We start from the raw sequence: 20,214 nt of genomic DNA, 5'->3' as shown, positions 1-20,214 counted from the left end.
CGGGTGAATGGGCAAGAGGGGGCGGTCGTGGGCGGCCAGGTGGTCGCCCACGACTGTCGGCGGTCAGGCCGCAGTGACGTACCGCTCGGGGTCGGCGTCGAACAACGGCCCGCACGCGTCGCAGCAGAACCAGTACCGGGCGCCGTCATGGTCGCGGAACAGGCCAGCTGCCTCGGCGTCGGCCTTGATGACGGAGCTGCCGGGCATGACGGGGCAGTCCGCGACGTCCTCGGTGTTCAGTCCGCTGGTGTCCGCGGCGTGCCCGCAAGCGGCGGCCGGTGCGGCGCCGTCGTGCGCGTCACCGTGGTCGTCCGAGCTGTGCTCAGGGGTGCCGTGGTCGTGGGTGTGCTCGTGCGACATGAGAAGTCCTCCGGGTCGAGGTTCGGTAGGGTCAGGACGCGTTCCCGCCGGTGACAGCGCTCAGGCCTTCTGGGCGCTGTAGCCGGCCTCGGCGACCGCAGCCAGCACGTCCGAGTCGTTCACCGGAGCCGAGCTCGTCACTTCCAAGCTCCCCGTCGAGGCGCTGACCTTCACGCCATCGACCCCCGGTATCTGAGTGACCTCCTCGGTCACGGACACCTCGCAGTGACCGCACGTCATTCCGGTGACTGCATAGGTCGTCGTGGTCTGGCTCAAGGATCTATCCCTTTCGTCGAGTACCCATAGGGGGTATGTTCGGGTGAACATACCCAGCCGGGGTAGCCTATGCAAGGGGTAAAGGTGGACGAGTTCGACGCGGTCGTGGTGGGTGATGGTGCGGGCCGCCGCCCGAGGACTCGGGCATTCGGTCTCACGCGCCTGAGTGCACTTACAACTCTGCTACTCGCGATTAGGCTGAACCAGTCATGAACGTCATCGCCACCCTCCGGTCGCTGCTCGCGATATCTCAGCGAGGCGCCACTGGTGTGCTCCTGATCGCTGTGGTGATCGCGGGCGTGGTGTCGATGCACTCGATGAGCGGCTCACCCAGCGCGCACATGCCGCCGCCCGGAGTGGTCGCGCCGCACGCCGTCGGGCAGCATGGCTGGTCCGGAGCAACGTCAGCCGAGGCTGTTCACCCGACATCGACCCAACCGGACGCCCCGGCAGTGCGCGCTGCAGACGACGCCGTGGGCTGTCCGGCTGGCTGTGGTCCACACGACGCGCACGACATGACGACGGCGATGTGCCTCATGGTGCTTGTCGTCCTGTTGACCCTCGCCGCACCGCCGGCGAGCTTCTTCAACTCGATGTTGCTGTCGCTCGCCCGGCGGATCCTCGTGGACGTGCCGCACTGGCACCTGGCCCCAGCGCCGTCGTTGCATGCACTGGGTATTTCTCGGACGTAGAAGCACACGCTCGCCGACCACTTGCAGGTCGGCCGTCCCGCGACCCCTCGAGGCCGCGCCGTGTGTCAGCTACTTCGAACCGAAAGGCCCTTGAACCATGAAGCGCATCCTTGCGCCCAGCCTCGTGCTGGCGACCGCCCTGGCCCTCTCTGCCTGCGCGGGCTCCGACGACCCGACGATGGACATGCCCGGCATGTCCGCGTCCGAGAGCCCATCATCCTCGGACGGCGTCCACGATGGCGAGGCATTCAACGACGCGGACGTGATGTTCGCGCAGATGATGATCCCGCACCACGAGCAGGCCATCGAGATGTCCGACGTCATCCTCGGCAAGGAGGGGATCGACCCGGAGATCACCGACCTGGCTACCCAGATCAAGGCGGCCCAGGGCCCGGAGATCGCGCAGCTCAACATCTGGCTCGACGAGTGGGGTGCCGAGCAGCCCGACGACTCCATGGGAGACATGGACCACGGTGACATGGGTGACGAGTCCATGGACGGGATGATGAGCGAGGAGGACATGCAGGCGCTCGAGGGTGCCGAAGGCGCTGAAGCCGGTCGGCTGTTCCTGGAGCAGATGATCGTCCATCACCAGGGGGCCGTCGAGATGGCCCAGACGGAGGTCGAGGACGGCTCGAACGCGGCCGCCATCGAGATGGCCAGCACCATCGTCAGTACCCAGTCCAGTGAGATCCAGACGATGGAGGACCTGCTCGCCGGTCTGTGAGACCCAGGGTGGTGCGCCGCAGTTCCGCGGCGCGCCACCCGCTCTGCTCATCGCGTGGCACAGCTAATGGAGTCGGCGATGATTCTTGACCACTGAGGTCTGGCCGCTGTCCCGGGCCTGCGTTGGGTAACCGAGCCCGTCCAGAACCACCCGCGTCAGGCGGGCGGCTGTGTCGAGGTCTCTCGCCTGGCCGGACGCTTCCAGTGCGTGGCGGCAGTACGCGGCGAGCTCATCTGGGCTGGCGTCGGTGCGCACCAGACCTCCTGCTGCTGCCTCCGCGATCAGGTCGACGAAGAGGGTGTGCAGGCGAAGCTCCGCGTCGGCGACCTCGGGTCCTCGATGAACCAGCGCGCTGATGTCGGCGGACGCATGCCGACCGCGATGGAAACAGATGGACGCATAGGCGTGAGCGACCGCCGCGAGCCGAGCGCCCGGAGACGCGGATTCTCCGCGAAGGTCCTCAAGGGCCCGGAGGTGTTCGTCCACGTGTCGCGCGTGGTGAGCCACCAGGATCGACTCGATGTCCGCGAAGTACTTGTAGAGCGTTGCGCGCCCGATCCCAGCCGCCCCTGCTACCTGGGACATGGTCAGTGACAGAGGGCCGTGTTCCTCGGCCAACCGCCAGGCGGCGTCTGTGATGGCGTCGCGCACTGATCGGCGATGCTCGTCGATCGATTCCTCCCACAGCTTCGGCACCCCATCATGATACGCCTCGTCACTGGCGCGACACATTGACGTTATGCGATACACTTTGTATCGAAAGGTCAGTGTGACGATCAGGCGACCCGAGGAGACGAAGATGGCTGAGAACGCACCGGATCCGACGGCGGGCAAGGCGCCGCAGGGCCATCCTGGACTGCCTCGATGGGCCAAGTTGCTGGCGCTGGGCGTCGGCATCGCCCTCGTCGTGCTCGTGGTGGCGATGTTGCTTGTCGGTGGCGAGCACGGCCCCGGGATGCACGGCTGATGCAGATGTCTCCGGGGTTTCGGAAACTGATGCTGACCGTCCATGTCGCCAGCTCGGTGGGCTGGATCGGCGCGATAGTCGCGTACATCGCCCTCAACATGCCCGTCTATTTCAGCAACGACGAGGAGGCCGTGCGGGCGGCGTGCCTGATGATGGAGCCCGTTCTGCGGTATGCCCTGATCCCGCTCGCCGCGGTGGCGCTGGTCACCGGGATCGTCCAAGCGCTAGGTACCCCCTGGGGCCTGCTGCGCCACTACTGGGTGACGATCAGCCTGGTCCTGACGGCCTTCGCTTTCGTGATACTCGTGCTCCACCTGCCGGCGGTCGAGGCGATGGCCGCCGTCGCGGCGGACCCGATGGCCGACACGGGCCAGCTCGGCGGTGACCTCTTCCACGCCGTGGGCGGCCTGGTGGTGCTGCTGGTCCCACTGGTCCTGAACATCTACAAGCCGCGTGGGATGACCCGCTACGGCTGGCGCCGCGCGCAGGACCGTCACACCGCCAGCCCACGCGCTTGACCTGCATCGTCAGTGCCCCTTGTGGCGTGAGCGAGGATTTGGACGGCCCGCATTGCAGCGCGGTGTTGCCCAGTACCGTGTCCATACCGTTACTCTGGGGCTCGCTATGAACCTGACACGTGCCGCTCGCTCGCAGCTCGCCGATCCTCGGCGTGGTTTCGCGAGCGTCGTGACGGTCATGTTCCTCGTGCTCGCTCTCCTGGGCGTACAGGCCGTGTGCAGTGTCCATCTCGACACGGCCGACCACAGCAGTGGGGCCACGCATGGCACTGTCGGGCAGCACGCTGCGCCCGCCGCAGCGGCGGCTTCGGATCAGACCGCGCACTCGGACCGGGGGCATCACGGCGAGGACCCGTCCGACTGCGCTGAAGACCGCACGGTGACAGCGCGGTACGACCGGACGGCGTCGCCTTCCACGGACCTGGACGGTGCGCCGCCTCGGGCCGTGCAGTGGCACGTGCCCGGCATCGCGCCCGACCGCCCCCGGGCGCCTTCGGGCCTGGCTGCGGCGCCCGCGCCGTCGCTGCACGCCTTGGGGATCTCCCGGACGTAGACCACCACCTCCCGTCGACACCACCCCATACGGGTGTCGACCGGTTCAGCGCGCCCCGAAACCGGGCCGCGTGTGTGGTTCTACTCCGATCCGAAAGGTCCCAGCTTTCATGGAGCCCAGCTTCAACTCGAACCCGACCGTGCGCGGTCGTGGTCGTCATCGGGCGGCACACCGCCCTGTCCTGGCCGACGTCGCCCGAGCCGCCACCGAGCACGTCACCACCTTCGCCGGGCGAACCGCCGTGGCCGCCGCGGCCGGTTCCGGCGTCCTGCTGTCTCTGGTGGCCACCCCCGCCCAAGCAGCACCGGCCACGGAGTCGGTCAACACCGCTCTGGCCGGCAAGGCTGTCAACGGCGCGCTCAACGCGGTCGACCTGAACGCCTTGACCTCTCAGGCCCGCGAAGCAGTCGCCGCGGCCCCCGTTGTGACCGTCGCCCCGGATGCGGAGCTGAAGGTCGAGACGGCGGCAGTCTCCGTCGTCTCCGCCGAGGAGAACGACGAGTACCAGGCGCAGCTTGCCGCCGAGGCGGAGGCCGAAGCCGCCGCGGAGGCCGCCGCAGCCGCGGAGGCAGAAGCAGAAGCGGCTGCCCAGGTGGCCGTGGACATTCCCGCCTCGGCCAAGGGGTCCGCGATCGTGTCGATCGGGATGCGCTATCTCGGAGTGCCGTACCTGTGGGGTGGGGAGACCCCGGCCGGGATGGACTGCTCTGGGTTCACCTCGTACGTCTTTGCACAGGTCGGGATCACCCTGCCCCGGACGTCGTCCGAGCAGCGCTACGCCGGCACCGAGGTGCCCTGGTCCCAGGCGCAGCCCGGTGACCTTCTCTGGTCGCCCGGACACATCGCGATCTATGCGGGTGATGGGATGCAGATCGAGGCACCGGTCCCGGGCCAGACGGTCCGGTACAGCCAGGTCTGGCAGTCCAACCCGGTCGTCCTACGGGTCGCATGACTCACCCGGTGTGAGGGGCGGGCGGTCTGCCAGCCCCTCACACCGCCCACCGGGCGGCGCGCTCGGTCATTCTGAGTTCTAGGTACCACTTGAGCCGAAAGTTCCCATGCGCACTCACGTCGGTCTTGCTCAAACGGAGGCCGCGACGCCGACCCGCCGCTCCCGACTGCTCGTGACTGGTGTCGTACTGGCGATGCTGTTGCCGCTCGTGCTCGGCCAGCTACTCGCGGCCGGGCACGACGAACCGCTGTCCTCCACCACGTCCACCACACCCACGGCCGGGGTCACACCGTCCCCATCCGAAGCCCAGATGCTCGACCGGGCAGGGCTGAGATCTGTCTCCGTAGTGCCCGCAGCGCGCTCGTCGGAAGCAGCAACGAGCGAACACCACCCCACTGTGGCGGGGGTCCCAACCCCGATCGCCGTGCCTGTCGGCGCGATCGTCCTGGTGCTCGTGGCCCTTCTGGCGGTCACGGCACTCACGCGGCGTCGTCATTACGGTGCTGACCCAGGCAAATCGACCTGAGTAGCGACAGCGTCGAGCAAGGTATCGCGACAATCGTGTGCCTTGGGTCTCCCATGCCCCGTGAGGCCAAGCCAGTACCTGCTGGAGACCTCGTGCATGAAGCTGGCTGGAGGGCGCCGACCCATAACTACTATGCTGTCTAGTAGTAGACTGGGTGCAGTCCGTCAGTCACGAGGAGGAACGCGTCGATGAGTGTCACTGGTATCCCCGGGCGGGCTGGCGCGCCCGCAACGACGTGGCGCGTTCGTGGTCGTCGTCGAGCTATCGCGGCACTCGCCGTGGGCCTGGCCACGGTCGTTGCCGGATGCGCTGCTCCTTCTGGTGCAAGCCAGGTCGCAGACCAGGGCTTTGTCTCCGGTGACGGTTCGGTACGGACCTGGGATCCGGGTGACCGCGACGGTCCCGTACGGGTCGCCGGAACCGACTTCGAGGGAGTGGAGATCGACACGGACGAGTGGGCAGCTGACGCACTTGTGCTGAACACCTGGTACGCCGCGTGCCCGCCGTGCCGCGCAGAAGCGGCGGACCTGGCGTCCATGGCCGAGGAACTCGAGTCGGACGGCGTGCGATTCCTCGGGATCAACACCGAGGACGAGGCGCCGACCGCTCAAGCTTTCGAGCGCACCTTCGACGTTCCCTACCCGAGCATCGAAGACCACACCGGTCGGGTCGTGGCCGACCTGAACGGCGTGGTCCCGCTGCAGGCGGTCCCGACCACCGTGGTGGTGGACGGCGACGGGATGGTGGCCGCACGTGTCATCGGACAAATCGACCGGTCCACGCTCGAGACGCTGGTCAAGGACGTGCTCGCCGAGGGCGCGGCGTCGGGGAGCGCCTGATGGCGACTGGTTTGGCCGATCTGGCGTTCAGCGGCTCGATGCTGCTCGCCGTACCGGTAGCAGTCCTCGCGGGCGCAGTGTCGTTCGCGTCTCCGTGCGTGCTGCCGCTCGTGCCCGGGTACGTGGGCTACGTGAGCGGGATGGCGGCGTCCGGCGCGGCGTCCTCGGGCTCGCGCTCGGGTGGGACGCTGGCGCGCGGACCGGGCTTGTCCGGCCGCGGTCGTGTGGTGCTCGGCGTCGCGCTCTTCGTGCTCGGCTTCACCGTCGTGTTCGTGTCGCTCATGGCCGCGGCCGGCGCGATCGGCGTGTACCTGGTCCGTTGGGAAGGCGTACTCACGCGCGTCCTGGGCGCCGTCGTGATCCTGATGGGCCTCGCGTTCCTCGGCGCCGTCCCGTTCCTGCAGCGTGAGGCACGGCTGCACGTCGGCCCCCGCGCCGGCCTGTGGGGCGCGCCCCTGCTAGGCATCGTGTTCGGGCTGGGCTGGACGCCCTGCATGGGACCGACCCTTGCGGCCGTGCAGGCGCTCGCCCTGGACGAGGCGTCGGCCGGGCGCGGGGTAGGCCTGGGCCTGGCTTACAGCCTGGGGCTCGGCGTCCCGTTCTTGTTGGTGGCGCTCGGCCTGGGGTCGGATCGGATGCTCGGGTTCCTGCGCCGGTACAGGCTCGCGATCATGCGGGCCGGCGGCGGGATGCTGGTGCTGATCGGCCTGGCCCTGGTCACGGGTCTCTGGAGCTACCTGACCGGCCAGATGCAGGGGTGGATCGGCGGGTTCGAGACGCTCCTGTAACACGTGCCGATACGTGTCGGGGTCAGAGCCAGGTGTGGGTGCCCTCCATGAGTAGATCGGCCCGCAGCTGCTGGCGGACTTCGAGCGAGACCAGCAGCACGAGGGCGACGGCGATTGTCCAGCGCCGTCGGGCGGGAGTCCATCCGATCTTCAGCGTGAGCCAGCGCTGGGTGACCAAGCCGACCCCAGCCCGGGCGACCGCAGCCAGTGCGCCGTACACGATCACGATGCTCAACGGGTTGTAGCGCCACGCCTCGGCAAGGTTCCCTTGCGCGGCGTACCGGGCCGCGCGGGTACCACCGCAGAACGGGTCCATGGCCCCGACCAGGTGTAGCGGTCCGTGCAGGTCGACCGGAGGCAGGCCGAAGGTGGCGATCACGGCCGCAGCGGCGAGGGTGAGCGCCGCTCCGGCTGTCAGCCACCGGTGGCGATCAACGCGCTCGACCCGAAGACAGAGGAAGGTGTCCGTGGCTGTCGGCATGCAAGACCTTGGGTCGTGGGGAACGCTGATCTACTATCCTGCATAGGATATGCCGCCAGGGCGGGTAGGCAAGGTCGGTGACGGATGGGGGCAAGGATGCGGAAGCTGGGTGACCTGGAGGCGCTCGTCATGGAACAACTCTGGGCTTCGAGCGAGCCACTGTCGGTGCGCCAGGTGCTCGAGGCGCTACCGGACGGGCGGCCCCGTGCCTACACCACCGTCATGACGGTGCTGGACAACCTCTTCCAAAAGGGCTTCGTCGAGCGGGAGCGTTCCGGCCGGGCCTACGAGTACTGGGCGACGCAGGACCGTGCCGCACACACTGCTAAGGCGATGGAGGATGCACTGGCCAGCGGTGGCGACCGCGGCGCGGCGCTGATGCACTTCGTCGAGCAGCTCACCCCCGAGGAGTCCGCGCAGCTCAGGGCACTCCTCGATGAGGCGAATCCGTCGTGACGGCCGCACTTCTGCTCCTTCTCGCCGTCGTCGCTATCGGCATGGTTGCCGCGCAGCTGCTGGTGCAGGCCCCGTGGGCGACGTCCGTACCTCGGCTGGCCGTCGCCTCCTGGCACTTGCTCGGTCTCGCCTCGCTCGCGTCGGTGCTGCTGGTCGGCTTGGCATCGGCGCTGCTCGTGGTGCCGCCGAGCATGGTCGACGCGCTGGGCGACTTCCTCGCGCACTGCGCGCTGGCCCTGCGCTCCGAGTCCACCGGTCCGCACGGGGCCGCTCTCGGCGTCGCCGGGATGCTGCTGGCCCTTGCGGTCGGGACTCGGCTGCTGGGAAGCCTCATCCGGGAGTCCCGGCGGGCGCGGTGCGAGCGGCTCGACCAGCTCGACCGGCTCGCACTCGTCGGGCGGCGGCTTCCTGGTGTACACCGGGAGGACCGCGTTCTCCTTGACGATGCCCGTCCCGCCGCGTACTGCCTCTCTGGTGGCCTGGCGGGCAGGGGCACGATAGTCGTGAGCTCGGGCGCTCTGGCCTTGCTCGACGACGACCAGGCGCGGCTCGTGCTCGCCCACGAGAGTGCGCACCTGCGTCAGCGGCATCACCTGGCGACGCACCTGTCCGTGGCCCTGGTGCATGCGTTCGGCAGAATATGGCTGGTCCGACAGGCGGCGCAGCAGATTCCCCGGCTCCTGGAGATGGCGGCCGACGACGGAGCCATGCGCGTCGAACGCGCGGCGACCGGGACAAGAGATCGGGCTGCCGTACGCCGTCGGCTGGCTCACGCACTCGTGACAATGGCAGGCGCCCAAGCCGCTCCCGCAGGCGCGCTCGCCGCAGGTGGTTCGGCGGTGGCACGTGTACGCCGGCTCAGCACGTCCCGCGTGCAGCCGCGGCCGGTCGGAGTCGCCCTGCTGACCGTCGGTTTCGGGGTGGCGCTGGCCGAGCTACTGTTCGTTGCCACCTCGCCTGCAGTGTGCGCGGCGGCAATGCCGGTCTGCACGGCCGGACTGGGCTGACCCGTCATCCGCATCATCTACTATTCGCTATAGTAGAAGCAGTTCAGGAAGTACTACCGAGAGGCTCAGCCGTGGCTCGACGAAGGTCCGTTCTGATGGCAGTGGCCGTCATGCTTGCCATCGGCCTCGTGGTGGCCGCGGTCTTGGTCCTGAGAATGAACGACGAGCCTCCTGCCGACGCCGGCGGTGGAGCGTCCGCAGAGATGGAACACATTCACGGGATCGGAATCGATCCCGGCGACGGCTCCGTCTACGCGGGGACGCACTACGGTCTGTTCCGGATCGCTGACGGCAGCGCGACGCGGGTCGCCGACCGGGTGCAGGACTACATGGGGTTCACCGTCGCAGGAGCGGGCCACTTCCTGGCCAGCGGGCATCCCGGGGAAGGGCAGGGTGGCCCGAGCTCGGTCGGGCTCATCGAGAGTACCGACGCCGGCGAGACCTGGGAGACGCTCTCCTTGAGTGGTGAGGCGGACTTCCACGCGCTCGAGTACCGCCACGACCGCGTGTACGGGCTCAATTCCATGACGGGCCAGATCCTGACCAGCACTGACAAGCTGTCCTGGGCCGAGATCAGCAGCGCGGAGATCGCGGACTTCGCAGTCAGCCCAGACGACCCCGACGTGCTCGTGGCGACCACCCAGCAAGGCCTGACCCGAAGCACCGACGGCGGGGCCACGTTCGAAGCAGTTGAGTCAGCACCGATAATGGTCTTCGTCAGCTGGGCCGACGACGGAACGCTGGCCGGCGTGACTCCGGACGGCGTCGTTTACACGGCACAGGAACCGGCCGGGGAATGGACCGAGCAGGCAGCCCTGGACGGACAGCCCGAGGCCCTGACCATCGATTCGGCCACGCAGATCTACGCTGCCGCCAACGGCACCGTACTCGCCTCCACCGACGGCGGCGCCACATTCCGGCCGATGCTCGATCGGTGAACTGTGCCACGGTCCCGACGGCGTGCAGGGGCACGGGTGCATTGGTCTGCACCTCTTCATCGCTCACGTGCCGTTCAGTTGGTGTCCCCAGCGGGAATCGCCCTCGCCGTGGTGCCCGCTCGCCGAGACCTTCGTCGGCAGGTTGTTCGGGAGCATCGAGGCGCCTCTAGTTTGATCCGCACGATACGTGTCCCAGCCCGACGTCGAGCAGGTTCGAGCGCCGTGCAACTCGTGCTGGTGATCGCGCTGCTTGCCATGACCGGATTAGCCGGCGCTACCGTCGCGGGGCCACGGGCTGTGGCGATGAGCGTGGCGCCTGCGGTCGAAGCGACTCCCGGGTCCGGCAGCGAGGTTCCAGTCTTGGCCGACGACGACCGATCGCATGCCCGCGACACGATCACCCTGCTGTGCCTGTGCGCGCTGGCAGCGGTCGGGATCCTTCTTACCGCGGGGCTACGAGCGCCGCGCCACTGGTCGCGGCGACGTACTCAGCGGACTGCACTGCTGCCGCGCTTGGCGTGTACTTCCTCTCCGTTGATGTCGGCGGACCCGTTGTCGTGGGGCGTGTGCCGGATCTAGATCGCGCGGGCGTTCGATGGTGAACGCACTCTCGCCGTGCTGCCTCTTAACCGCTTCGGCGCCCAGCCGGTGTGCGACCGGTTACTTCGCTGACTACTCGAACATGGCCACATGGCCACATGGCCACATGGCCACATGGCCACATGGCCACATGGCCACCGTTCAACGGTGATTGGTGACACCGCCGCTGTTCAGAGTCATTCTTCCGCGCGTGTTCCGCGCCGTCTAGAACTGCCATTGGCCCACCCGCCGCGCCGTGGGTTCGGCCGATTCTCTGAAAGGACCCTCTGATGGAGATCTCTGCCCTGAGCGTGCTGCTTGTCTGGTCGACGGCCACCGCCCTGGTGGTGGCGCTCATCGCTTTCGCGATCGACCTGTCACGACAAGCGGAACATCGTGCAGCACCCGTCTTTGCCGGGCTGCCCGTATCCATGGCTCCCCGCCGCGCCGCGGGTGTCGGCGTGTCTACGACGTGGCTGGCCACAATTCTTCTGATTGTGGCAATCGTCTTACGCGGTGTCGCGGCCGGTCGTACGCCGTGGTCGAACATGTACGAGTTCACGCTCGTGGGAGCGTGCGCGTCGCTGCTCGCGTTCGTCCTGCTCAATCTGCGTCGGGACGTGCGCTTCCTGGGAACGTTTGTGACAGGCGTCGCGGCACTGTTCCTGGTGCTGGCCGTCAATGCGTTCTATCTACCGGCGACCGGTCTGTTCCCGGCCCTGCAGTCCTACTGGCTGGTCATCCATGTCGGCGTCGCGGTGGGCGCGGCAGGGATCTTCACCGTCAGCTTCCTCATCTCGTCACTGCAGCTCCTGCGCGACTCCCGCGACGACGGCGGCGCACTGACAGGGCGGGACGGGTGGCGTTGGCTGGAGAACCTGCCCTCCGCCAACACTCTGGAGGCGCTGTCATTCCGGCTCAACGCTGTCGGGTTCGTGGCCTGGACGTTCACCCTCATCGGCGGAGCGATCTGGGCCGAGAGCGCCTGGGGGCGGTACTGGGGGTGGGATCCCAAGGAGGTGTGGAGCTTCATCATCTGGGTCGTTTACGCGGCCTATCTACATGCCCGTACTACCCGCGGCTGGGCTGGCCGCAGGAGCGCGTACTTCGTGCTCGTCGGGTACGCCTGCGTGCTGTTCAACTTCACCGTGGTCAACTTGATCATCAACGGCAAGCACTCCTACTCGGGACTGACTGCTGGGTGAACGCATTTTCCAGCAGGTTCACGGTTTCCGAAGCCGACGGCAGCTGGAACTCAAAGGCTTGACGCTCGCGCAGCTGTGATTCTGCCGTGAGTTCAGTACAGGCTGACATGCAAGAGCCCGTGCAATGAGCGCGCACCACGTGCGACCACCTGGCGAGGTTTCTGAGCCGTAGCGAGCTCTCGCAGTCCGGCACTGAGTGCGTCCACACCGCGAATCGTAAGCGGGTCCCCGAGCTGAGTCGGAGCCCGCTTCGTTGTTCTTCCGGTTCGCCCGCGCGGCGCCGGTGTCCTCAGCCACGCCTTCGGCCTGGAGCGCGAGGTCGCCGGGGCAGACGCCGGTCTCGGGTAGGGCGAGTTCGACGGTCGTCACCGCAATCACGGCTCCCACTTCTACGTGGACACTGTCTGATCTCTGAAATAGAGCACGTCCGCGTGGCTTCGTAGCTGATCTCAGGGGCCACGGTTCACCGACCGACGCCCGCGATTCGGTCCGAGCCTGGATCGCCTGGCGGCCGGGACGAGCGGATCGAGACACATGCAGCGTCTGGAACTAGAGTTCATGCAACTCTTGGTGATCGCCGCTGACAACTCAGCGGCACCTGGCTTGGCGCGCCCGACTGAGCCCCAACACGACCTTCAGAATCGTCTACGGGCGCACCCCACCAGCGCGCGGCAACCCCGTCATCCAAGGGCCCCTTCGACTACGGTCCTTGGCAGGTACCCCAGCTGGGAGTAGCCTCCATTGCAAACGGCAGTCGGCAATGGTGCCCCCGGCCGCGACAGTGAGGGCTCCAATGAGAAGAAGAAGATTGACTGCGAGTCAATCTGCGGCGCTGATGTTGCTAACGATCACATCTGTGCCCGCGCACGCCTCCGTGCCAACGACGGCCACACCGCTGCACGACGTGGTCTGTACCTCCACCATCGGAACCCCCTTTAAGTCCACGGCTACGGCGGTCGGGGTCTACGGCGAAGTCCGGTGCAACTATTCACCTGACGCAGCAGTGACCACTGTTCAGTTGCAGCGAAAAGTCAACGGCGTCTTTCAAAACTTCGGGAATTCCGTTAGCAGCTCCAGCACCGCTACGTACCTGAGGATCTATGATGGGGCGGGTGTATCCTCGGGTTGCCATCGCTTTCGGGGTCGGATTCATCGTGAAGCCTTTCACGGAACCTGGGGTTATACAACCAAGTACGGCACGCCCGTGGACATCTGCTTCTGAGAGAGGTACTGACATCACTTCCTGGCGTGACACAAGACATCGCCTTCAAGCCGGCAACAGGACCATCCTGGTCGAAGCTTCTGATGACTCGGTCTACGTTGCGCTCGTTCTCGACGAGGCGTATCCGCTGACGGCTCGCGCACATGCGTTGGTCGTGCGTGCCGACGATGGGCGTGTTCACGAGCTGAATCCTATGCTCGCCGTGCAACTGACAGATGAGGAAGCTCTCTATACCGGTGTAGTCGCTGCAGAAAAGGACGCCCCTCCGTTCGTCCACTTTGTGTTTGCGAAGGGTGCTCCGGGTCGAATCGCGGCGGGCCTAGCTCCCGATGGTTCGCCCGTCGCGGTCGACCTATCCCCTAATGGATGGGGAGCAGCAGTCCACGCAGCAGATTCGCGTTCACCAGGTTTCGAGTTCTGAGAGCGTTATTCAGCCGCTCGGGCGTGGTCATGTGGACATAGTCGCGTGGCCCGCATCGTTGCTGGTCAGCGTCAGGATTGGACATGTAGTGCACGGGCCCTTGCGTCCGGTTTGATCGGGTTGTCGAGATACGATCGAGCCGAACGAAGGACCCGTGCGCTACAACGCTACTACCGGACTGACCCCTGCCCAGAGCACCGAGCTGATCGCCCGCATGTGGCAGGTTCAGACCGCCCGGCCACGCGGTGAGCGGTACGACTTCACGATGCCGTTCGGTGAACCGGCTACCGCGGCAGGCTGAGCGAACTACCAAGCGTGATCCACATGATCACAAACCTCGAGTTCTACCGTCAGGCCACATGAATAACGCACTCAGCCTGTGGGGCACTGACGGCTCGCAGGCTCCGAGAACTCCGGGACGGCTCGGGCCTGGGCCTCTGCAGGCGTCTCCGCGATGCCGTTGCGGGTGATGTCGTCGATCAGCCAGTCCATCTCGAGGATCTCGCGGCGCTGGGCCTCGCTGATCTCGACGGCGAGCTCACACACCCGTACGTCCTGGATCTGCGCGCGCTCGGAACGGGTGATGGCCAGGGAATGGTGGGGGATCATCGCGCGCATGAACGCGGTGTCATCCACCGTGACCTGACTGCGGTCCAGGAACGCTCCGCCACCCAGAAGCAGAACACTCACCCCTACCACCGCGACGTTGGTCTTGGCGCTCTTGTACATGTTGAGCATCCACGCGAGCATCACCAGGCCCATCGCGCCGCCCATGGTGAGAGCCATGAACACGCGGCTCTGGCTGAAGCGAACGTGGCTCCACTCCCACGACCCGACGAACATAGTCCAGTACATGACCACCATCGCGGTGAGGATCATCGCAGCGAACCGCAAATACATCCTCGAACCATGAGACTGCTGCTGCTCGGCGTGCTTGCCAGGTTCTATCGTCGACACAGGTCGAACTCCTCACTGGGCTCACGGAAGATTTACTCCCTCGGTCGGCCTCGAACGAACCACTTTCCTGTCGGAGATGGCTTTCAGCGACGCGGAGCAGGTGGGTTTGTCGATTGCACGGGCGAAGCTTCCGGTCGAGGCTGATGCTGGGCCGGAGAGGCCTTGAGCATGGTCGTAGTCTCATGGCCTCTCCTCCGGGGCGCGGTGTCCACTGGCCAGCCCAACCACGCTATTGAGCGTCATGACCGCTCGCACTCGGGCGGTCTACCAGTTCGCCAACAAGGACTCTTGAGATCCATCCCGCCCATGGCAGCCCTGGGCGGAACACCGGCCAGGCTCGGTGTCGGGTTCTGCGCCACCGACGTGGTGAACTTCCCCGTCATCCTCGGCTGGTCCGAGGTCGCGGAGGCCATGTGCCCGGCCACCGGGCTGCGCATCCGCGTCGTGCTCAGCCCTACCAGTGTGCTCGAGCTGGACCTGCCCAAGGCCGTGGTCTCCAAGGTGCATCTGTCCCCGCCGGTGAAGAACGTGCGGGACCTGTGCGACTTTTTCAGCTCCCCGCAGATCGCCGGGGCTGGCCACGGGCGCACCCCGAGGGCGAGGTCGTCCCCGTTGCCGAAGAGTTCGAGATCGGCTGGCGCGCGGTGGACAAGCTGGGCTGGACAGCACTCGCGACGGGCTGAACTATACGAGAGTTCGTGCTGATGTCCGGCGCGTCGGCGGTGTGGCGACACCATCGGCTGGTCCCATGCTTCGCTCATGCGCTGAACTGTCGAACGCCGCCATGCCCCCGCTGGCCGCCAGGGGGATCGACGCCATCCATGCACCGATGTTCTGTTGAACATAGATCAGCGACAGCACGCGCTCACTCGGGCTGCGCCACTATTCTTGGCGGTCCATCCAGCCGAACCACCAGAGGCCCCTGGCCGCGACACCGATACCAAGCGCTCGCGCCCGAGGGCCAGGGGCGGGCAGCAGGGTACTGCCCGCCCCTGGCCCTCGGGTTCGGGATCAGACCGTCGCGGGCCGTAGCTCGGTCGAGGCTGTGGGCGTTGTGAGCCTGCCGGTGCGGTGCAGGCCGTACACAGCCGCCGCGCACACGAGACCGAGCGCGACGAGCGTGATCCATGGCAGCGCGGGCATCCCCGCGCTACGGGCCGCGTCCATGGATGCCCCCGTGAGCAGGTTTCCGAGCGTGATGCCGACACCGCAGATCGTGTTGTAGAGCCCGTAGTGCGTGGCCACTAGGTGGTTGCCGGAGAGGCGGACGATCATGTCCATCTCGAAGGGGTAGGCGATCATCGTGCCGACTGCGAGCAGCAGTGCGGTAAGCATCGGTGGACCCGCCGCGAGAAGCCACAGTCCCACCCCGGATTCGGGAACGGGCACGACGGTGGCCAGCACGAGCGGGACGAACGCGAGGCCCATGACGGCCAGGCCTCGCACCAGTGTCTGGCCGGGGTCGTACCGAGCCCTGCACCAGGCGGTCACCCTGGTCTGGCCGATGATCGTGCTCAGTCCGGAGACTGCGAAGAGCATCCCGACTGCCGCCGTGCCGAGCTCGCCGTCTCCACCGAGCCGTCGGATCTCGAGCGGCAGGGCCAGGTAGACCTGGAACGTGAGGACGTACGAGCCGATCATGGCGCCGGAGAAGAGCAGGAATGGCCGGTTGGCGACGATGCCGCGCCACTGTGCCAGGAGGCCCTGCCGGCTGTCGCCGTCCGGCCCCGCGGGTTCCTTCTTCCGGGCGGGCAGGGCGCGGATCTGTACGACGCTGAGCAGCGCGAAGATCCCCGCCGACACCAGGCAGGTGATGCGGAAGTCGACACCGGTCAGCAGCATTCCCACCAGCGGACCCAGCAGGATTCCGGCTTGGTAGAAGACGTTGAACAGTGCGAACGCCTCGACCTTGCGCTCCCCCGCGTCGGCGGCGAGGTAGGCCCGGACCGCTGGGTTGAACAGTGCCCCGGCGAGCCCGATCGCCGCGGAGGCGGTGATCAGCGCGGCGAGCGAGTCGACCAGGCCGAGGGTGGCGAAGCCGACCGTGCGCAGCATGCATCCGGCTACGATCAGCGGCTTGTAGCCGAACCGGTCGGCGAGCGCACCGCCGACGAGGAACATGCCCTGCTGGCTGAAGTTCCGCACGCCGAGGACGAGGCCGACGACCCAGCCCGCCAGTGCGAGGGTGCCGGAGAGGTGGGCCGCCAAATACGGCATCAGCATGTAGAAGCCGAGGTTGATGCTGAACTGGTTCATCATCAGCAGCTGGGTGCTGCGCTCGTAGGTGTGTACCTGTGCGAAGGTGCTCTTCATTCCGGCAGGCCCGCCCGGGTGAGCGGGTCGATCACGTCGGTGCACCTGGTCCAGCGAGTGACTTCTTTCTCGTCCACGCGACCGATGGTCTCGGGTTCGGCAGCCGGTGGGGAGTCGAGCAGGCCGTGGGCGGCGCAGTAGTCATCGTCGAACACCGTCCCGAGATAGCGCTGCGGGCCGTCGGGGAAGACTGCCACGATCCGGGTGTCGGCGGGCGTCGTCCTGGCCAGCCATCCCGCGACCAGGGCGACCGCCCCCACGCTCCACCCGCCGCTGGCGTAGTGCGAGGCGGCCAGCTGCCGGCACGTCCACACCGCCTCGGCCGGGGCTACCCAGTGCACCTCGGAGAAGTTCTCGTAGGCGACGTTGCGGGGGTAGATGCTCGATCCCAGGCCCCGCATCAGCCGCGGCCGGGCCGGCTGCCCGAAGATGGTGGAGCCGATCGCGTCCACCCCGACCACCTTCAGGTCGGGGTAGAGCTGCTTCAGGACGCGGGCGACGCCGGCGGAGTGCCCGCCGGTGCCCACACTGCACACCAGCACATCGATGTGCCCCAGCTCAGAAGCCAGCTCCAGTGCGAGGGGTGTGTAGGCGGCGACGTTGTCGGGGTTGCTGTACTGGTCCGGGCACCACGAACCGGGGTGTTGCGTCAGCAGCTGCGCCACGCGGTCACGGCGGGCCTGCTGCCAGCCACCGGTGGTGTGGGGCTCGGCGACGACGTCGACCGTGGCGCCGTACGCGGTCAGCAGGCGGACCATCGAGATCTCCAGGCCCGGGTCGGTGACCAGGGTGACCGGATGGCCGTGCACCATCCCGGCGAGGGCCAGCCCCAGACCGAGTGTGCCGCTGGTGGACTCGATGATCCGGGCGCCTGGCCGCAGGTCGCCTCGGGCGCGGGCGCGTTCCACCATGTGCAGCCCGGGCCGGTCTTTGATTCCCCCGGGATTGAATCCCTCTAGCTTTGCCCAGAAGCCGCGGTCCATGGAGGTCAGTGGCTCGGACACCCGCAGCAGCGGTGTGTCCCCGACCAGAGCCGACAGGGCGGACCGTTCAGGCGTGACAGCAGTATTCATAGTGACTGCACCTCTTTGTTCTAGTTCGATGAATGCGCTACGTGCGTGCTCATCTCGCGCGACGGCCACAAGGCCTAGGGACGGACTTGTGCAGCCGTTGCGCGGCAGCCGGTACGGCTGGCTGCGATCGAGAGGTCTAGACGCGCCAGCGGGAGGTGCGGACGAGGACTGCCCGGCCCGTGCGCGTCCTTCGGCGCGTGGGCGGTCCACTGCGTGCCTGTGGTCGGCCCAGAACCGCAGAGAGACTGGCGAGTGCAACCCATCCCGCACCCGACGCCGGGTGCTCTTCAGCTTGAACCGCCGCGCGGACGGCGCCGTCCGAGGAGCATTCCTCGTCCTCGTCGGGATGGGGCTCGGGTGGCACCGCATCGTCCACCGCTGACACTGCGGATGCGGTGCCGGGCGGCGCCGGCAGGTCTGTCTCGTTCGTCGGCCCGGCGTGTACGACGGTGCACAGGCCAATCGCTATCAGCAGGCTCACCAGCGCCAGCGAGCTGAGCGCGCGCAGCCGTCGTGCGCTGATCAAGGCGCGCCGGAAGGGAGACTGCGAATGGGGGCGTGGCGGCACAGGTCGTCCGTGCACCACCGCATCCGGCCACGGCGGCCGAGCCAATATCACCCGGTGAGGCTAACTTCGATGACGACTTCCCGCAGACCTTGACGCGAATACGGCCTCCTCGCCTCGTTGGTCGACGGCGGCAGCAGTGCCGAACGCCGACCACAGGACGGCACTCTTAGGCAGATCTTCATCGAAAGACGACCTCAGATGCAGTCCAGGTCGACGACGGTGGAGTGCGTGAGCAGAAATCCGATGCCTTCGATGACTCGCCGTACCTTCGTCCGCGGTATCGCCGGCCTGGCCGGCGCCGTCGCCCTCGGCGGCCTCGCGGCCTGCGGCAGCACCGGCCCGGGCCCGAGGACGGTGGGCCCACGTTCAGCCGCCGTACTGGAGGCCGAGCGGGCGCGCCGGGTCGCCGGCCGCTCGACCGTGACCGCCCGGCTGACGCCGCGGCCGGTCACAGTCGATCTCGGCGGCCGGACCGTCAGGACCTGGGCCTACGGCGACGAGCTGCCCGGGCCGTTGCTGCGGGCGACGGCGGGTGACCTGCTCAAGGTCACCGTCGACAACCAGCTCCCGGCCGAGACCAGCGTGCACTGGCACGGGCTTGCCCTGCGCAACGACATGGACGGCGTCCCGCACCTCACCCAGGACCCCATCGCCGCCGCCGGGTCGTTCGCCTACGAGTTCGTCGCGCCGCACCCGGGGACGTACTTCTATCACCCGCACACCGGCGTCCAGCTCGACCGCGGCCTGTACGGGGCGCTGGTGATCGACGACCCGGCCGAGCCAGGTGACTACGACGACGAGTGGGTGGTCGTGCTCGACGACTGGATTGACGGCACCGGCCGGACCCCTGACGACGTCTACACCGAGCTGACCAAGAACAACGGTTCCGGCGGGGAGGACTCCGGCGACTCGATGGAGGGCATGGATCACGGGCCCATGGACATGGGCGATGACATGGATATGGAGGACATGCCCGGCATGGAGGAGTCGATGAGCTCGCCGCTGCTCGGCGGAGCCGGCGACGTCGACTACCCGCACTACCTGGTCAACGGCCGCATGCCGGATGCGCCGCAGCAGCTCACTGCCCGGCCCGGGCAGCGGGTCAGGGTCCGGTTCGTGAACGCCGGTACGGACACCGCGTTCCGGGTCGCCGTCGGCGGGCACCGCATGACGGTCACCCACAGCGACGGGTTCCCCGTCACGCCGGTGACCACGGACGCTCTCCTGCTCGGGATGGGCGAACGCTTCGACGTCACCCTTACCCTTGGCGACGGGGTGTTCCCGCTGGTGGCGTCCGCCGAAGGGAAGAAGGGCCACGGGCGGGCGCTCGTTCGGACGGGCGGGGGCCGCGCACCGTCCGCGGACGCGAAGATTCCCGAGCTGAGCCGGCGAGTGCTGCTGGGCACCGAACTGACCGCCGCGGACTCGGTGCTCCTCCCGGCCGGCAAGGTCGACCGGCGGCACGACGTCACCCTCGGCGGATCGATGAGCCCCTACCGGTGGACCCTCAACGGCGCCACGTTCCCGGACGCGCCCCCGCTGCCGGTCCGATCGGGCGAACGGGTGCGGCTGCGGTTCGTCAACGACACGATGATGTTCCACCCGATGCACCTGCACGGCCACACGTTCGGCCTGGTCGACGGCGGCGCCCGCAAGGACACCGTCATCGTCCGGCCGAAGGAGACGCTCGAGGTCGACTTCGACACGGACAACCCCGGCCAGTGGGCGCTGCACTGCCACAACATCCTGCACGGCGAAGCCGGCATGATGACCAGCCTGTCCTACCGCGCCTGACG

At 67.4% G+C, this 20,214-nt stretch carries 22 protein-coding genes; 15 read left to right on the top strand and 7 right to left on the bottom strand.

The genetic code is table 11. From position 1 onward, the window contains the following. Nucleotides 1–63 precede the first annotated feature (63 nt). Complete coding sequence (locus tag ACFSL2_RS17585) at nucleotides 64–360, bottom strand: YHS domain-containing protein (protein ID WP_377199078.1); 297 nt, start codon at nucleotides 358–360, stop codon at nucleotides 64–66. Nucleotides 361–420: 60 nt separating this feature from the next. Further along, the gene (locus tag ACFSL2_RS17580; RefSeq protein ID WP_377199077.1) at nucleotides 421–636 is read right to left on the bottom strand and encodes a heavy-metal-associated domain-containing protein; all 216 of its coding nucleotides are present in this window, start codon (nucleotides 634–636) and stop codon (nucleotides 421–423) included. A gap of 209 nt (nucleotides 637–845) precedes the next feature. On the opposite strand from ACFSL2_RS17580, the gene ACFSL2_RS17575 reads away from it, so the two are divergent. Together ACFSL2_RS17575 and ACFSL2_RS17570 are read left to right on the top strand one after the other, a co-directional pair. Then, a complete protein-coding gene (locus ACFSL2_RS17575) occupies nucleotides 846–1,328 on the top strand; it encodes a hypothetical protein (RefSeq protein ID WP_377199076.1) in 483 nt (160 codons plus the stop codon). 97 nt (nucleotides 1,329–1,425) lie between these two features. Beyond that, entirely contained in the window at nucleotides 1,426–2,055 is a 630-nt protein-coding gene (locus tag ACFSL2_RS17570; RefSeq protein ID WP_377199075.1) for a DUF305 domain-containing protein, read from the top strand. Between the two features lie 63 nt (nucleotides 2,056–2,118). Here the strand turns inward: ACFSL2_RS17570 and ACFSL2_RS17565 are convergent, their stop codons facing one another. Beyond that, nucleotides 2,119–2,751, bottom strand: a complete 633-nt coding sequence (locus tag ACFSL2_RS17565; protein WP_377199074.1) for a TetR/AcrR family transcriptional regulator — start codon at nucleotides 2,749–2,751, stop codon at nucleotides 2,119–2,121. Nucleotides 2,752–2,854: 103 nt separating this feature from the next. On the opposite strand from ACFSL2_RS17565, the gene ACFSL2_RS17560 reads away from it, so the two are divergent. The 6 genes from ACFSL2_RS17560 to ACFSL2_RS17535 all read left to right on the top strand — a co-directional run bounded on the left by ACFSL2_RS17560 (nucleotide 2,855) and on the right by ACFSL2_RS17535 (nucleotide 7,198). Then, nucleotides 2,855–3,022, top strand: a complete 168-nt coding sequence (locus ACFSL2_RS17560; RefSeq protein ID WP_377199073.1) for a hypothetical protein — start codon at nucleotides 2,855–2,857, stop codon at nucleotides 3,020–3,022. Nucleotides 3,023–3,051: 29 nt separating this feature from the next. Further along, a complete protein-coding gene (locus ACFSL2_RS17555; protein ID WP_377199072.1) occupies nucleotides 3,052–3,540 on the top strand; it encodes a DUF2269 domain-containing protein in 489 nt (162 codons plus the stop codon). A gap of 662 nt (nucleotides 3,541–4,202) precedes the next feature. Continuing rightward, the gene (locus ACFSL2_RS17550) at nucleotides 4,203–5,045 is read left to right on the top strand and encodes a C40 family peptidase (RefSeq protein WP_377199071.1); all 843 of its coding nucleotides are present in this window, start codon (nucleotides 4,203–4,205) and stop codon (nucleotides 5,043–5,045) included. Nucleotides 5,046–5,151: 106 nt separating this feature from the next. After that, complete coding sequence (locus tag ACFSL2_RS17545; protein WP_377199070.1) at nucleotides 5,152–5,571, top strand: hypothetical protein; 420 nt, start codon at nucleotides 5,152–5,154, stop codon at nucleotides 5,569–5,571. A 188-nt stretch (nucleotides 5,572–5,759) separates the two neighbouring features. Continuing rightward, complete coding sequence (locus tag ACFSL2_RS17540; RefSeq protein WP_377199069.1) at nucleotides 5,760–6,410, top strand: TlpA family protein disulfide reductase; 651 nt, start codon at nucleotides 5,760–5,762, stop codon at nucleotides 6,408–6,410. After that, nucleotides 6,410–7,198, top strand: coding sequence for a cytochrome c biogenesis CcdA family protein (locus tag ACFSL2_RS17535; protein WP_377199068.1), 789 nt, complete (start codon nucleotides 6,410–6,412; stop codon nucleotides 7,196–7,198). Before ACFSL2_RS17540 ends, ACFSL2_RS17535 begins: the two co-directional genes overlap by 1 nt. Nucleotides 7,199–7,220: 22 nt before the next feature. On the opposite strand, the gene ACFSL2_RS17530 is transcribed toward ACFSL2_RS17535, so the two are convergent. Beyond that, entirely contained in the window at nucleotides 7,221–7,679 is a 459-nt protein-coding gene (locus ACFSL2_RS17530) for a DUF2752 domain-containing protein (protein WP_377199067.1), read from the bottom strand. 96 nt (nucleotides 7,680–7,775) lie between these two features. Between ACFSL2_RS17530 and ACFSL2_RS17525 the strand changes: the two genes are divergently transcribed. The 5 genes from ACFSL2_RS17525 to ACFSL2_RS17505 all read left to right on the top strand — a co-directional run bounded on the left by ACFSL2_RS17525 (nucleotide 7,776) and on the right by ACFSL2_RS17505 (nucleotide 13,808). Beyond that, nucleotides 7,776–8,135 carry a BlaI/MecI/CopY family transcriptional regulator gene (locus ACFSL2_RS17525; RefSeq protein ID WP_377199066.1) on the top strand — a complete coding sequence of 120 codons (360 nt, stop codon included), beginning with the start codon at nucleotides 7,776–7,778 and terminating at the stop codon, nucleotides 8,133–8,135. After that, entirely contained in the window at nucleotides 8,132–9,142 is a 1,011-nt protein-coding gene (locus ACFSL2_RS17520; RefSeq protein WP_377199065.1) for a M56 family metallopeptidase, read from the top strand. Before ACFSL2_RS17525 ends, ACFSL2_RS17520 begins: the two co-directional genes overlap by 4 nt. Before the next feature lie 95 nt (nucleotides 9,143–9,237). Next, nucleotides 9,238–10,080, top strand: coding sequence for a F510_1955 family glycosylhydrolase (locus tag ACFSL2_RS17515; RefSeq protein WP_377199064.1), 843 nt, complete (start codon nucleotides 9,238–9,240; stop codon nucleotides 10,078–10,080). Between the two features lie 869 nt (nucleotides 10,081–10,949). Next, complete coding sequence (gene ccsB / locus ACFSL2_RS17510; protein WP_377199063.1) at nucleotides 10,950–11,864, top strand: c-type cytochrome biogenesis protein CcsB; 915 nt, start codon at nucleotides 10,950–10,952, stop codon at nucleotides 11,862–11,864. Between the two features lie 1,797 nt (nucleotides 11,865–13,661). Further along, complete coding sequence (locus tag ACFSL2_RS17505) at nucleotides 13,662–13,808, top strand: hypothetical protein (RefSeq protein ID WP_377199062.1); 147 nt, start codon at nucleotides 13,662–13,664, stop codon at nucleotides 13,806–13,808. A gap of 71 nt (nucleotides 13,809–13,879) precedes the next feature. On the opposite strand, the gene ACFSL2_RS17500 is transcribed toward ACFSL2_RS17505, so the two are convergent. Continuing rightward, a complete protein-coding gene (locus tag ACFSL2_RS17500; RefSeq protein ID WP_377199061.1) occupies nucleotides 13,880–14,386 on the bottom strand; it encodes a DUF305 domain-containing protein in 507 nt (168 codons plus the stop codon). 617 nt (nucleotides 14,387–15,003) lie between these two features. Between ACFSL2_RS17500 and ACFSL2_RS17495 the strand changes: the two genes are divergently transcribed. Continuing rightward, nucleotides 15,004–15,147, top strand: coding sequence for a hypothetical protein (locus ACFSL2_RS17495; RefSeq protein WP_377199060.1), 144 nt, complete (start codon nucleotides 15,004–15,006; stop codon nucleotides 15,145–15,147). Nucleotides 15,148–15,475: 328 nt separating this feature from the next. On the opposite strand, the gene ACFSL2_RS17490 is transcribed toward ACFSL2_RS17495, so the two are convergent. Both ACFSL2_RS17490 and ACFSL2_RS17485 read right to left on the bottom strand, forming a co-directional pair. Next, the gene (locus tag ACFSL2_RS17490; protein WP_377199059.1) at nucleotides 15,476–16,777 is read right to left on the bottom strand and encodes an MFS transporter; all 1,302 of its coding nucleotides are present in this window, start codon (nucleotides 16,775–16,777) and stop codon (nucleotides 15,476–15,478) included. Then, nucleotides 16,774–17,850 (bottom strand): PLP-dependent cysteine synthase family protein, encoded by a 1,077-nt coding sequence (locus tag ACFSL2_RS17485; RefSeq protein WP_377199058.1) that lies wholly within the window; start codon nucleotides 17,848–17,850, stop codon nucleotides 16,774–16,776. The genes ACFSL2_RS17490 and ACFSL2_RS17485 overlap by 4 nt, the downstream gene beginning before the upstream one ends. An 811-nt stretch (nucleotides 17,851–18,661) precedes the next feature. Between ACFSL2_RS17485 and ACFSL2_RS17480 the strand changes: the two genes are divergently transcribed. Then, nucleotides 18,662–20,212, top strand: a complete 1,551-nt coding sequence (locus ACFSL2_RS17480) for a multicopper oxidase family protein (protein WP_377199057.1) — start codon at nucleotides 18,662–18,664, stop codon at nucleotides 20,210–20,212. The last annotated feature ends 2 nt before the right edge of the window (nucleotides 20,213–20,214 follow it).

Source organism: Promicromonospora aerolata (assembly GCF_042682255.1).
GTDB lineage: Bacteria > Actinomycetota > Actinomycetes > Actinomycetales > Cellulomonadaceae > Promicromonospora > Promicromonospora aerolata.
This window is presented reverse-complemented; position numbering and strand designations above follow the sequence as displayed.